The organism is Salinimicrobium sp. TH3 (assembly GCF_026676115.1).
Lineage (GTDB): Bacteria > Bacteroidota > Bacteroidia > Flavobacteriales > Flavobacteriaceae > Salinimicrobium.
Map to the genome: position 1 here is coordinate 15,648 of NZ_JAPONB010000008.1, position 14,385 is coordinate 30,032.

14 protein-coding genes are annotated in these 14,385 nt (G+C 38.7%); all 14 read right to left on the reverse strand.

What is annotated here, in order from left to right; genetic code table 11:
* Window positions 1–7: 7 nt before the first annotated feature.
* Window positions 8–1,258: a glycosyltransferase family 4 protein gene (locus tag OU683_RS12380; RefSeq protein ID WP_268138747.1), complete on the reverse strand. Its 1,251-nt coding sequence runs from the start codon at window positions 1,256–1,258 to the stop codon at window positions 8–10.
* Window positions 1,259–1,328: 70 nt separating this feature from the next.
* Complete coding sequence (locus OU683_RS12385) at window positions 1,329–2,360, reverse strand: glycosyltransferase family 4 protein (protein WP_268138749.1); 1,032 nt, start codon at window positions 2,358–2,360, stop codon at window positions 1,329–1,331.
* Between the two features lie 2 nt (window positions 2,361–2,362).
* Window positions 2,363–3,277, reverse strand: coding sequence for a glycosyltransferase family 2 protein (locus OU683_RS12390; protein WP_268138751.1), 915 nt, complete (start codon window positions 3,275–3,277; stop codon window positions 2,363–2,365).
* A gap of 11 nt (window positions 3,278–3,288) precedes the next feature.
* A complete protein-coding gene (locus tag OU683_RS12395; protein WP_268138753.1) occupies window positions 3,289–4,590 on the reverse strand; it encodes a lipopolysaccharide biosynthesis protein in 1,302 nt (433 codons plus the stop codon).
* A 58-nt stretch (window positions 4,591–4,648) separates the two neighbouring features.
* Window positions 4,649–5,791 (reverse strand): DegT/DnrJ/EryC1/StrS family aminotransferase, encoded by a 1,143-nt coding sequence (locus OU683_RS12400; protein ID WP_268138755.1) that lies wholly within the window; start codon window positions 5,789–5,791, stop codon window positions 4,649–4,651.
* Window positions 5,788–6,771 (reverse strand): NAD-dependent epimerase/dehydratase family protein, encoded by a 984-nt coding sequence (locus OU683_RS12405; RefSeq protein WP_268138757.1) that lies wholly within the window; start codon window positions 6,769–6,771, stop codon window positions 5,788–5,790. Before OU683_RS12405 ends, OU683_RS12400 begins: the two co-directional genes overlap by 4 nt.
* On the reverse strand, window positions 6,764–7,132 hold the full coding sequence (locus OU683_RS12410) for a hypothetical protein (protein WP_268138759.1): 369 nt from the start codon (window positions 7,130–7,132) through the stop codon (window positions 6,764–6,766). Before OU683_RS12410 ends, OU683_RS12405 begins: the two co-directional genes overlap by 8 nt.
* Before the next feature lie 5 nt (window positions 7,133–7,137).
* Window positions 7,138–8,136, reverse strand: a complete 999-nt coding sequence (locus OU683_RS12415) for a glycosyltransferase (protein WP_268138761.1) — start codon at window positions 8,134–8,136, stop codon at window positions 7,138–7,140.
* Between the two features lie 9 nt (window positions 8,137–8,145).
* A complete protein-coding gene (locus tag OU683_RS12420) occupies window positions 8,146–8,787 on the reverse strand; it encodes a DapH/DapD/GlmU-related protein (RefSeq protein WP_268138763.1) in 642 nt (213 codons plus the stop codon).
* A gap of 5 nt (window positions 8,788–8,792) precedes the next feature.
* Window positions 8,793–9,908: a DegT/DnrJ/EryC1/StrS family aminotransferase gene (locus OU683_RS12425; RefSeq protein WP_268138765.1), complete on the reverse strand. Its 1,116-nt coding sequence runs from the start codon at window positions 9,906–9,908 to the stop codon at window positions 8,793–8,795.
* 1 nt (window position 9,909) lies between these two features.
* Entirely contained in the window at window positions 9,910–10,407 is a 498-nt protein-coding gene (locus tag OU683_RS12430; protein ID WP_268138767.1) for an acyltransferase, read from the reverse strand.
* A 23-nt stretch (window positions 10,408–10,430) separates the two neighbouring features.
* Window positions 10,431–11,468 carry a Gfo/Idh/MocA family protein gene (locus OU683_RS12435; protein WP_268138769.1) on the reverse strand — a complete coding sequence of 346 codons (1,038 nt, stop codon included), beginning with the start codon at window positions 11,466–11,468 and terminating at the stop codon, window positions 10,431–10,433.
* A 33-nt stretch (window positions 11,469–11,501) separates the two neighbouring features.
* On the reverse strand, window positions 11,502–13,202 hold the full coding sequence (locus OU683_RS12440) for a glycosyltransferase family protein (RefSeq protein WP_268138771.1): 1,701 nt from the start codon (window positions 13,200–13,202) through the stop codon (window positions 11,502–11,504).
* A 39-nt stretch (window positions 13,203–13,241) separates the two neighbouring features.
* Window positions 13,242–14,381 carry a GDP-L-fucose synthase family protein gene (locus OU683_RS12445; protein WP_268138773.1) on the reverse strand — a complete coding sequence of 380 codons (1,140 nt, stop codon included), beginning with the start codon at window positions 14,379–14,381 and terminating at the stop codon, window positions 13,242–13,244.
* Window positions 14,382–14,385 lie beyond the last annotated feature (4 nt).

Consider the following 14,385-nt stretch of genomic DNA (forward strand, 5'->3'; position numbering starts at 1 on the left):
AAATACTCTAATACGCCAGCTTATAAGTGTTTTTAAGAACACTTACTAATTCTTCACCATATTTTCTCCAGGATCTTTGGGAGGCTGTTTTCATTGCAGCTCTTCCGAACGTTTCAACTTTTGTGGGATTCTGTAGAATATCCTGAATGGCAACTTCTATCGCCAAGGTTGATCCCGCCTCTATAAGCCAGCCATTTTCGTTATGGGTAATAAAATCAGGACCCGCTGTACGATCAGTTGTAATGACTGGGGTACCCTGAGACATTGCTTCAGTTATGACTAACCCAAAACCCTCAAATAATGAAGGAAAAAGCAACACATCCTGCTCTCGCATAATCTTTAGGATTTTCTCATGAGGTAAACTGGGTATCCACCTATGTTTTGCTAAAGATTTGTCAAGAATGGAACAACCTTCAACTGCTTTATAACCAATAATTGTAAGTTCCACATAGTTTTTAAATGTTTCCACTGCTTCAAAAAGATTAGCAATCCCTTTGCGCTGGGATAAACCACCAACAAATAACAATTTCAATTTACCACCATTTAACTTTCTATATTCTTTAGGATTTCCCACACTAGGGAATGCGTAGGGAACCACATCAATTGGTGCTAACTTTCCGGGGTAATTTAAAAGGGTTGTAGCTGTAAATTTACTTGCCACAATGATGTTATCAGCCAATCTTAATTCTTCATCTTTCCTGTTCAATTTTTCGGGGGAATCACTAAAACTGGAGATAGTCTTTGCCCATTCCGGCCTCTTTTGACGTTCTATATCCATTAGCTGCCGTGCTGTACGCCAGTATCCTATGGGAAGGTCGTAGAGACAATGCATATTGAGTTCTTTTGCCCTTGTAAAAGATGATGCCGCTCCATCCTCATAGGCATATATTGCATTCGCCCCATTTTTTTGTGCATTTTTGAGTTGTGATGCCACTTTTTTATCCAGATGTTTATAAACAGCATCAACAGAAAAAAAACCATTTTCGTGAGTCGTTAGACGATTCAAGCCTGCTTTACCGGCCAATAATCGCCAAAGTTCCATCCAGGGCCAAAGATGAGTTTTAGTTCGAAGTGCCGCATCAAATCTTCGTCGATGTATCTCTGAAAAAGGACTTAAAAATCCTATTTTATCCAGGGGAGTTCCGGGAAAAGAGGCAATGGCAGTATGGAACTGAAGCAACATATCAGCCTCTAAAAAACCCTTTGCTGCTGCTCTAACAAAAGCATTGCCGGTTGGATGGGACAAAACTATTTCCATACTGTCGTTTATTTGTGCTTAAAATTTTTAATAAAGATATTTTCAATTTCAACTCTTCCTAGGGAGAAATCTAAACAGCTTTTCTGATTATATCTAGGTAACGCTGACCGACGAACTGAGATTGATGTGATGCAAGATGAGGCCCTGCCTCGTTCCTGCAACGTTCCTCTAATTTAGAATTAGAAGCTAAATGTAGTATACAGTCTACCAGATCATCCAGGTCACCCTTGCGAAAAACAAGACCGGCATGACCAATGGCTTCTGAAAGCCCTCCCCCGCCTGAGACTATGGGAAGGCACCCACAGGCCATACCCTCCAGGGCAACTATTCCAAATGGCTCTTCCCAAACGGAAGGAATCAGCATATATCTATGCTTGTTCAACTCTTCTACCAGTTCTTTTCCACGTAAAACTCCGGCAAATTTCACATCTTTCTGAAGCCCCAGATGGTCCACCAGATTTTCTAATTTTTTTCTTTCCTCTCCGTCACCGATAATGGTAAGTTTTGACTCGATGCTTATTTTATTTTCAGAATTATTTAATTCTCTTAACCTATAAATTGCATTAATAGCTATATCTACACCTTTATCTGATACTAAACGGCCTAAAAAAACGAAATCACTGGAACGGGGAATCTCAGGGATTATCCTAAATAGTTCCTGAGAATATGAATTTTCAACAACAGTGGCTTTAGGCCATATTTCATGTCTAAGAGCATTGCTGGCCGTAATCACTTTTGTTGCCCTACGAAGCCAAAGGAATTTCAACTTTTCAGGAACACCTTTTTTACCATTTGGGTTAACTATCCAGGTATGTATGGCAACCACGGTAGGACGTCTGGTGAACAAGACGGGCCAGGACAGTCTAAGGCTGGGATTATTTTCAAATACAACATCTGCCCAAAAATGCAGCTTTAGAAGCAAAGAAATTCCGGGATTCCGAAATACACAAAAAGGAAAAGCCCTTTCCGTAGGATCTAATGTCCACGTAGCTATTCTTACTTCACTACCCTGTTCCATAAAACTTCTGGCAAGGCTCTCCGAAATTGTCTCTATGCCCCCTAAAAATGGAAAGAAATTGTGGGATAACAGAAGAATTTTCATAGTTAGCAAGAATTTGCTTCGACAAATGAGTCATTGTTACCTTTCAAGGAATTCCATAAAAAGTAGTTTATCAATGCTTTCCTGCTGTTTCCTTTATCTTTAATTTCTTCCAGGTTTCTATAGTAAAAAAAACCAATAGTCCATATCAGAATAAATTCAAGTGCAAGCCTAAAAGAAATGGCGCCGACCAAGACAAAAGCGGGGTCTATTTTTCCAAATTTCTTAAGAAGATACCATCTGTTCTTGTAAAAACGAATAACCCTATCGCTTACTTTCTGAGGAGTGCCGCTCCCTTTATGAAAAGCACGAATTGGCATTACCGCAATTTTCCAACCTTTTCTCGTTGCTCTCATGCATAAATCGTGATCCAGCTCCAACCAGTCAAAATTTTCATCAAAATTTCCAATCTCCTTAATTACTTGTTTTCGCACTACCATTGCACAAGTAAAAACATTTATTCGTCTTGGATTTCTCAATATTTTATTGAGATATAAACGATAAAGTTGTTGCCCCAATAGCAAACTTAAAGCACCGGGTTCTGCTTCATATGAAGCCGAGGCCAGTCCTTTAGAATTTACTGTTTGAAATGTAGCTATACCAACCTCTGGGTTATCATTAAAATAACTTTTGACACCGGAAACATAATCTTCTAGAGGCCAGGCATCTGAATCCAGAATTAGAATCAGATCTGTATGCATGTTTTTCAAACCTCTGTTCAAAGTCTTTATAAGTCCCAGATTGCGGGAATTACGGATAACTTCTACTTCTTTGAAATTAAATGAATAATCTTCCGTTGAACAGTCGTCTATCACTACGAATTGATCTATGGGGGCGTCTGCATACTTTAATGAATGCTCTATACAGCTTGTGGTGAGCGCTGCTGTATTGTAATTGGTTACCAGTAGCCCTAAACTCATCTTTATGAAATTTAATTTAATTGAGAAGTATGAGTAATCGTACGAAGCCTGTAAAAGCCGTAAGTTACGTGTAGCACCAGTATAACAGAGTTGTTAAAAATATTGAATAAAAATACTCCGTACAGTTCAGAAACTTCAAATAAAAAGGCTCCACAGGTAATACCAGCCATACTTACAGGAATGGAAATGACGGGATTAATGACCCAGCCTCTACTGGTACACAAATGAAAAGTTGAAACAGCTATAAAACCAATGCAATTTCCAATTACAAGCAAAACCATCTCTCGCTCCAAACCAGCGTATTCGCTCCCCAGTAACCAAAGCATTTCTGATGCAAAAATCCAGGCTATGATAACAACTCCAATGCAAAGAACAGTAAGTCCCATTTGTACCTGCCCAAATCTTTTTGTCAAATGCTTTTTATCATAAGGAAGGCGTGCAAAACGGGGGGAGACAAGAGTTCCAAAAAGTATTGTAAAGATACTCAGAACCATTGCCAAACGTCCCAAAGCGCCAACCTGTGCGACAGCAGCAGTGTCGCCAAAAAAAGAAATTAACCAAACCGTAATGTGTCCTGAAATAACAAGATAGACAGATTCCGGCATCAGCCGCTTAACCATTTTTAATATTTCTTCTCGTACAGCTATATTGGACTTTCTTGCAGCATCAATGTATGAATTTGCTAAATCACGTAAGCGGATATTTGCCCACAGTTGTGAAAGACCAAAGGCTAGCATAGCCACTATTGTAAAAGGAAAAAAAAATAAAGCGAAGCCCAGAATCCCAAGCCTTATAAAACTTGCCTTTAACCCTATCTTCTGCAGCTCCATAATTTTTTGCTGCAATTGGGGTACAATCTCTAGCAACGAACCGGAAAGGGTAGCGTAATAAGCAGGGATAATAGAAAAGACAATCCCAACAGCCATCCACCAATTGGCACCGTGATGGCGCAGCAAAAACAACATAATGGGACAGGCAATTACAAAACTTCCTGTGGCAAAAATCCGTCTTAGATAAAAACCTGTTGCTAAAACATCTCCAAGTTCGCCTTTTTTCTGCCAAACCTTGCCTCCCTGGGCCATTACACTTGTTTTAATGCCGCTATCGGCAAGAATACCTAAGTTCGCAAACATAACACTCGCCAGAGTGTAAAGTGCATATTCCTGGGTAGGTAGTAGTCGTATTATTAAAATACTGCTCACAAAACTTACTCCCTGAATTACGGCCTGCGCAGAACCTGTAACAGCAATGAACTTTCCCCATTCAAGAGATCTTTCTTTTTTTAAATTAAAAATTAATTCTTGAAGGCTCATCAAAGGTCCAGTTATGATTATAAGATTTCAACCGGGAAGAACTGCTTTAATCATTTTGTTAAGTATGTACAATTGTTTCCGTCAGTTTTCTAAAACCCTCAATAACAAAGGATATTTCTGAATCAATCATAGGCACATAAACAGGAAGCAAAATAGATCTATCCTGAAGATCCTCAGAAATGGGTAGATCTAATCCTTCAATAGATTCTTTGTAAGCCGTTTCTCTATGAGAATTCATGATCCCCCTCCTGGTTGCAATACCCATATCAAGGAGTTTCTGCATTAGAGTGTTTCTGTCCACCGGGCTGCTGTCTTTTAAATAAACACTATAGGATTGATAATTTGAAAAATCCTCTTCTTTTTCCAGCGGCAGGCGAATAAATTCAAGATCCCTAAAAGCAGAATTATATGCTGCAGCCACTTTTCTTCGCTCCTGGACAATCCAGTCTAACTTTTCAAGTTGTTTAATACCAACTGCAGCCTGGATATCCGTTAACCGGTAATTGTACCCTACCTCAACATGATCTTCAAAAATTACTTTTTCTGAAGTATGCCTTACCCGATCGTTCACAGACATTCCGTGCTGTCTTAGTAATTTTAGCCTATCGTAATAATCTTTCCTGTTGGTTGTAATCATTCCTCCATCTCCCGTGGTAATTACTTTTCTGGGGTGGAAAGAAAAGCATACCAGCTCCGAATGGCTACCTATTTTTTCTCCTTTATAAGCAGAGCCTGCTGCACAGGCTGCATCCTCAATTAACTTTAGATCATATTGAGCACACAACTCCTTAAAGGCGTCAATGTCTGCAGGCATACCCATTTGATGAACAAGCAGGACGGCTTTTGTTTTACCGGTAATTTTCTTCTCTACATCAACAACATCCAGATTATAATCTCTTGGGTTAACCTCGGCAAAAACAGGAGTAGCCCCAACATATTTTATTGCATTTGCAGTAGCTATGTAGCTCATAGAGGGACAGATCACCTCGTCCCCGGTTCCTATTCCCGCTACAATCAAGGATAAATGCAAAGCTGTTGTACAGTTCGAAACTGCCACGGCATACTTAGCTCCGGTGAAAGCCGCAAATTTTTCTTCAAATTCCATTACTTTTGGACCCTGGGTAATCCATCCTGTAAGAATAGTATCATAAGCAGCTTGTGCTTCTTCTTTGGATAAAAAAGGTTTTGCTATAGGGATCATATTTCGGTTTTTAAAACAGATTTTTTAGAGAAATACCAATTGCTGAGTTCTTCCAGTCCAGTTTCCAAATCAATGCTAGGTTCATAATTAAGTATTTTTTTTGCTTTGCTGTTGTCTGCTAGTCTCCTACTCACGGGATTCACAGAATTTTCTTCTTTGTGTTCGGGTACGAGTGCAGAATTATTGACTTTGAGTAAAACATCCAGCAGCTGCCTAAGACTGGTTTCGTTACAATTCCCAACGTTGAAGACCTCATCTGTCACATTAGACACTAATGCAGCAATATTAGCCTTTGCTACATCCCGTACATAGACAAAATCCATTGTAGTGCTACCATCTCCATAAATCAACGGTGATTTCCCTTCCCTAATGCAATCGAGCCAACGCACCATAACTTCAGTATATTTGCCGTCTGTGTCCATTCTGGCCCCATAAACATTGAAGTAACGAAGGCCGACGTAATCTAACTGATACATAAATTTATAGCTCCGGAACAATTGTTCGCCCCATAGTTTTGCACCTCCATAAAAAGTCTGATTATTATATGGGTTATCCGTTTCAGGAGTGGGAAAATGCTGGGCCAAACCATAGACTGAGGCACTGGAACTGTAGATCACCTTTTTTACCCGGTACTTTACACAAAATTCGGCAACATCAAAAGTTGATCTTAACATTACCTCAAATCCTTCTGCCGGATTAACTGCACAGGAATTAATCCTAAGAGCTGCCATATGAAAAACATAGTCTACCCTTGAAATACAACTTTCAAGCAAAGCCCTGTCTCTTATATCTCCATGTATAAACTCCACATCTGGATGATCAATAAAAGATTCCATATTTTCAAGACTTCCACGTACCAGGTTATCCAATATGATAATTCTCGCCGGTGAATGCTGCAGTAACTCTTCGACCACATAAGAACCTATAAAGCCAGCTCCTCCTGTGACAAAAATTTTACTGTTTTTTATTTTATTATGCATGAGTTTGATTATTTAAACTAAGAAGAACAATTCCACTAATTATAAGAATAAAACCTACGAAGGAGAGCAGAGACAATTTATCCTGAAAGAGATAATATCCCACCGCAATGGTCAAAATGAAATTTACTCCTGTGGCTATCGGGATGATTATGGAAAAATTATTTGTAGATAATGCTTTAAAGAAAGCAAGAGCCGAAAAAATGATTAATAGAAAAGCTGCAATGAAAGTGATGTTAAGCATTAGCTTAAGCCATTCACTCAAAGTTTCAAGACTCTTCCCTTTTAACTGCCATTTTATCAAAGCAGCCCCTGAAACGTTAAATGCAGCGTAGAGCAAGATATAAAGGATGGTTCTTGTCATTTCGTTTATTTGACTTTAGTAAGGATATCTCGATCTGGCTTCAGCTCTTGTAAATTCGGCAGATTCTGTAAATCCTGTACTTCCTCCAGGATTTCATCTATTATAAATACAGGGCGCTGCCTACTTGCATCCAGTGTACGCCACAGGTACTCTGCTATAATTCCTAGGGAGATGTTTGTTATTCCAAAACCTACCATTAATATGGAAACCAGTGCAGGCCAACCACTTGTAAGATCGTCGAAAAAGATCTTCCGAAGTATTATGTAGCCAGACCATAAAATGCCCAGTAAAAAAAGTAAGACACCAATGAAGGATACAAGTCTAATAGGAGCAAAAGAAAAGGCAACAAAAGAATCGATCAAAAGCTTAATTTTCTTCGGCAGTGTCCATTTTGATTTCCCTAAGATTCTATCCTGTTTGTCATAGAATATATTAGTTTGTTTAAATCCCAGGCTTAATATTTGAATAAAAACAGAGGAATTATTTTCCAAATTTTTATCCAGACACACCTTGATTTTTTGACTAAACATAACGACATCAAATCCTTTCTTTGGAAAATTTGGCACTGCATACTTTCTCATAAGGCTGGCATAAGCAGAAGAAAAAAACTTCTCAGTTTTTGATGCCATTGTTGAATTCCTAAACGCCCAGCATATCTCGACTTTCTTACATTCTAATTCTTCGTAAAGACGACTTATCAGGGATAGGGGATCCTGGAGATCTGCATACATAAATGTAATATAATCACCCTTAGCCTCAAATATTCCAGCCCTAAGAGCCGCGTGGGAACCAAAATTTCTGGAGAAAGAGATTATTTTATATGTATAATGTTGGTGTTTTGATTCCTTAATTTTTTCCAGTGTTTCATCAGTAGACCCATCATTTACAAATATGACTTCAGAGGAAAACCTCTTCTCCTTTTCGAAGTACTGGTTTAGTTGTTGAACCAGATTTTCGATGTTTTCCTTTTCATTATATACCGGTATTACAACAGATACTAACATAACTTTTGTTTAGAAGGATTTTGTCTTGTTCCTAAAACTCAGATCTCTCGCAGGATTTCCGGCCACTACTACTCGCTTTTCAACATTTCGAATTACGTTGCTACCCATACCTACCAGAGAACCATCTCCAATTGAAAGGTCGTTCATAATACTGCTGCCACTACCCACATAACAATTTTTGCCAATGTAAGTACCACCTGCGACCACCACATTACTTCCAACTAATGTATATTCCCCAATAATAGAATCGTGATGTATAACAGAATTGGGAAGAATGCATACGTGATCCTTAATTTGAGCATTGCTGGTGAGAACAACTCCCGCCATAATTAAACAGTTTACACCAATCTTCACATTTTTCCCCACGAAAGCCGTAGGATGCTGAATTGACACAAATCTTTTTGGGTTACTTACAGGTAAACTTGATATTATCTTCTTTCTATTGAGGTAGCTGAGAGAACTACCAGGGACTGCAAGCACCAAAACATCCGTATGCTTTTCAATAAAGTTGCGTCTCAAAATTTTATAGTGAGCAGATCTTTTGGCTAAATCATCATCCACAAATCCTAAAAAGTCAAACTCGGTTTCATCTATACAATCCAAAGCTTCAATCCCATTCCCATTAAAAGGGAATATCACCAGCTTCTTCATAGACTTTAATAGGCGTTTAAAACATTAACCACATATGCTACGTCATCATCTGTTAATTCGGCATACATTGGAAGGGAAAGACAGTGGTTCGATAAGTATTCGGCATTCGGAAAGTCTCCCACTTTGTATCCTAGATGAGTATATGCTTTTTGTAAATGACAGGGTACGGGATAATGTAACCCCGGAATTATTCCTTTTTCGCTCAAATATTCTGTTAGACCAGTTTTGTCTTCAGTAGTTATTACAAATAAATGGTAAACCGATTTTGACCACTCAGGCTGGACCTGCATCTTAATTTTACTATTTTTTATTCCTTCCTGATACTTTCCGGCAATCTCCTGGCGCCTGGAATTCCATTGTGGCAGGTATTTAAGTTTCACATTTAAAGATGCCCCTTCCAAACCTCCCATTCGCATATTAAATCCTACTTCATCATGGAAATAACGCACGGTACATCCATGATTTCTCAAACTCAGTAAATGGGTGTAGTAAGTTTCATTATTTGTAGTAATACCCCCTCCCTCTCCACAGGCTCCGAGGTTTTTGCCAGGATAAAAACTGAAACAGGCCATTTCACCAAAACCTCCAACCGGAGTACCTTTATAGAGGGCTCCGTGCGCCTGCGCTGCATCCTCGATCAGAAAAAGACCATGTTCTTTGCACACTTTAGCCACCGACTCAATATCAAAGGGTTGGCCATACAAATGTACTCCTATAACAGCTTTTGTATTAGCAGTTATTTTATTCTTGATTTGACTTGCGTCTATCTCCCAAGTATCTGAAGTACAATCCACAAAAACTGGTTTCGCACCTGTATAAGAAACTCCCCAGGCAGTGGCAATAAAAGTATTTGCCGGAACAATCACCTCATCCCCTGGACCAATACCTAAAGCTAGCATGGTAAGATGTAAAGCAGAGGTGCCATTATTCACCCCGACTGCATATTTAACTTTGCAGAATTGAGCAAATTCCGTTTCAAATTCCTGAACAAAAGTACCTCCCGAAAAGGAAGTGCTTTCATACACTTTATCAAAAGCTTCAAAAACTTCCGACTTTATTTGCTGATGTTGACCCTTAAGATCAAGACAGGAGATCTTCTCCTTTATGGCTGAATTATACATATCAAACGAGTTGTTGGTTTAGATACTTTATTATCCTTGCAGGGTTTCCTGCTACGACTGCTTCATCAGGAACATCTTTGGTTACTATAGAACCCGCTCCTACTATAGCTTTCTTTCCAATTTTCACCCCACACAAAATTGTTGCACTGGATCCTATAGAAGCTCCTTCTCCCACGAAGGTTTCTATACATTCCCAGTCTTCTTCAGACTGTTGAGAGCCATCCTCATTAGTGGCCCTGGGAAACTTGTCATTAATGAAAGTAACATTATGACCAACAAAAACATTATCTGAAATGGTTACTCCCTGACAAATAAAAGTATGACTGGATATTTTACAATTTTTCCCAATGCTTGCTCCTTTCTGAATTTCGACAAAAGTTCCAATTCGGGAGAAGTCACCCACTGTACAACCATAGGCATTCACAAAGCTGTAAATTTTTACATCCCGACCCAGTAATACATCTTTTAAAACCTGTCTTTCGGTTTCCTTTGATATCATTTTCATCTTGTTCAGATATATAATTAAGATTCTGTTAAAGCAGGCTGATCAACTGTGGAAAGAATAACTTCCTGTCCTTGCCGTTCCAAAGATTTACTAGAGGCTTCGAGAAGCCTTACTACCTCTAATCCCAACTTACTACTGGAAAGAGGTTGCTTTTTCTCCCTAATACAGTTTATAAAATCTTTTGCCATACCTGCAAGGGCTTCTGTTGTATCCAATTTGGGAACATGAATATCTCCGGTCCTGTAATCCACCATTACCTGTTGTCTCTCCATATCACTGGTATGGCTGTATCCCGTATCGTAGACTTTTATTTTTTCTGTAGGTTCCAGATCGTTGTATAATATCATTTTTTTATCTCCTCCTATTAACATCATTCTTACCTTTACCGGGCTGGTCCACGAACAATTAAAATGAGCAATTAGACCCGACAGGAAATTCACAGTGAGATATGCTATATTTTCTATTCCATTCTCCGTATGGGTAACTCCTTTAGCGTTCACACTGTATGGTTCTTCATCCACTAAATAACTTAGAATTGATAGATCGTGAGGGGCAAGGTCCCATAACACATTGATGTCGGATTGGAACAAGCCTAAATTTATTCGTGTAGAGTCTAAATACTTTATACTCCCTAATTCCTGGTTTTCAATCAACTTTTTCATCTTTTGAACTGCTCCTGTATACAGGAAAGTGTGATCAACCATTAGCAAAAGATTCTTCTGCTTTGCCAGATCTATGAGAATCTCTGCTTCCTCCACTGAAGAAGTCATGGGTTTTTCCAGCAGCACATGTTTTCCTTTTTCTAATGCCTTTCGAGCCAGTTTAAAGTGAGTAGAAACCGGGGTAGCAATTACCACAGCATCAATACTGGAATCTTTAAGAATTTCTTCGGCATCTAAAATGCCTTCTATAGAAGGGAAAATTTTTCTTAGTTGCTCCAGGCGTTCATGACGGGAATCTGACACAGATTTCACAATACAACCCGGTGTCCCGAAAAAATTCCTTACCAGGTTAGGCCCCCAATATCCATAACCAATAACTCCGATTTTTACCATTGCCTTTGTTTTTAAAATGAATTATTTGATTTTTTACTTTAGTACGGCCCTGGGATAATCATTGCTGTTTTTTGAACGGCCGTAAAGAACATAAGAACCATAACTTTCTTTACCCCGAAGAAATCCAAGCATAATTTCTTCATTCCTGCTTGTGGGGATTGCTTCATTGATTCCCTTCTCATTATCCAGATTGAACTCATTAACAAACTTCAATCCTGCTGTTGATAATTGCTGTTGTAGAATATAATTTACTGAGCCCTGAGAAAAAACAGCGAAATCCATCTCAGAGAGAAGCTTAGTAAATTCAGGCTGCTTTTCGTAGTCTTTATTTCGAATCCAATTTCCCTCATCATCATTGGAGTATTGAATATATGGTATGTATATCTTCCAGCCCAAAGAGCGACCAACGAAATAAAACTCATATGTATAATCCAGAAAAACCTTGTAATCACCTTTGCCTATAGAGGCTTCAGCAACATTTAAAATTCTGTCCCGTGAGCGATCTGTTTTACCATCAAAACCCATAATAGTTCGTACACCCAGAGATACCCCTATGGACCAAAAGAGCAGTACTATCAAAGATATCCTGTTAAAAGATTTAATCCACTTCTCCTTATTTAAATAAGAAGGTTCGGTGAAAAGTGTACTAATTAGAAGCACAAAGACAGGCAGTAGATATATTGCTCTGAATTCGTATACCAGAGAAGCAAAAATTAGACCCAGCGTAACCGTAAGAGCAAAGATCAAACTCTTATCCCTTCTAATTAAAATTGCCGCAAGAGCAAAAACAGGAAATAAAGGACTAAATGTTTTTACAAAGACTTTACCTAACTTCAACCATAGTTCAAAATCAAAAAGTGCGAAAATCTGTGTCACTAAAGTTCTTGAAGAATCCACGTTCTGTGTCACCATAGAACCCATATCGCTGAAAATCGGCACAATACTATTCCGAATAGGTATGAGTAAAAGAATTGCTATTGTTCCCCCACCAATGCCGAAAAAAAAAAGTTTATTGCTATAATACTTCCACTTGTCATTAATTTTTCTTCCAGGATTTCTATAAAAAAATTCCATGAAAATTAACGGAAAAAGAAATATAGCTGAAGGCCAAATAAAGGCGGCTACTGCAACACTACCACCGGCAGCAAACGTGTAAAATTCGCCCCTTTTAAATATTTTGTTTTCTGCCAAGCGAAGCAACCAGCAAGCTAAAAGGCAGAATGTAAATACCAACGCGTCCATTCTTCCCATTCTCTGTGAAAGAACAAACAAAGGATCAAGTAAGAAAGCTACACTAAGTCCAAAAGCAGCATAGACAGGTACCCTGCGAGAGGACAGCCATCCAAAGATCACAGTGGCTGCCAATACACCTCCCAAAAGTGAGATAATCCTCGGACCTATACCTAAGCCCCCACCCATATTGAAACTAATTTCAGAGATTAGCGGACCGAGATAAGACCATAGGAGAAGTGGTTTAGCTTCCTCTACTATCCAGGTGACAGACCATTCGCTGTTGGGGTCCAGGGCCAATCTACCATAATCTGTAATCTGTGCTTCATCCTGTTGTAGATGAGGTAATACATCAATAGTAAGTAACTGTATGAAGAAAGCCAAAACAACAGTTAAAAACCACCAAAACCAGACGGTCCTGTTTACCGAAAATTTAAAAAAAAATGGCTTTACTGCGGATTCTTTCTCCTGCCTAAGTGCAATATTCATTGATTCCCCCTTCATTGCTTAAATCCTATATTGATTGCTTTGTTATAGCTAAGTTTAGGTAAGGATTGTATTTTCAGAATCATTACAGGCAAGATCAATACGCGTAAGCTCTGTAACAAGTCTTTCAATCCCCTCTCGTAGATCCGTAGAACAATTCCATCCTAAATTCTTTAACTTGGAGGTATCTGTAACCTTTCTTAAGGTGCCGTCACTTTTGGAGGTATTAAAAAAAAGGTCTCCTTTAAAACCTACCACATCTTTTACAAGAAATGCTAAATCTTTTATGGAAATTTCCTTTCCTGTACCAATATTTATATGCGTATTACGTATTTGCTTCTGATCCTCTGGGATCAGCATTAAATCTACTATGTCATCAAACTCCAAATGTTTCATTAGAAAGGTGCAGGCATCTGCCAAATCTTCACTCCACAAAAATTCTCGCAATGGACTGCCTGTTCCCCATATTTCAATTGTTACCATTTTAGGCGTAGATCTGATCCCGTACCTTTCCAGAGCTTCAAGTATTTCATAGCTTTTACTGTTCTCTCCAATCCCCTGAAGAGGTCTTTTACGAAGATCTTCAGAAATGGCCTGCCAGTTATTTTCCTCCAAAGCTTTACCCAGGTACATCTTACGTATTAAAGCGGGTAAGACGTGGGAGGTTTCAAAATCAAAATTATCTTTCGGTCCATATAAATTAGTAGGCATCACACAAATAAAATTTGTTCCATATTGCAAATTATAGCTTTCACACATTTTCATCCCGGCTATTTTTGCTATTGCATAAGCTTCATTTGTGTATTCCAAGGGACCGGTTAAAAGATATTCTTCTTTAATAGGCTGAGGACAATCTTTCGGATATATACAGGTACTCCCCATAAATAGCAATTTCTTCACCTTATGAAGGTACGATTGATGAATTACATTCGTTTGTATCATAAGGTTCTCATACAAAAAATCTGCTCTATAGGTATTATTGGCTACTATCCCTCCAACTTTTGCCGCAGCCAAAAAAACAATTTCCGGTTTTTCTTCTTCAAAAAAATTAGCTACTTCAGAACAATTTGTAAGATCCAGTTCTCTTCGGGTTCTGGTTATAAGATTGGTATATCCTTTGGCCTTTAAATCTGCCAATATTGCACTTCCCACCAGACCTTTATGCCCGGCAATGAATATTTTGGATTTTCTCAACATGATT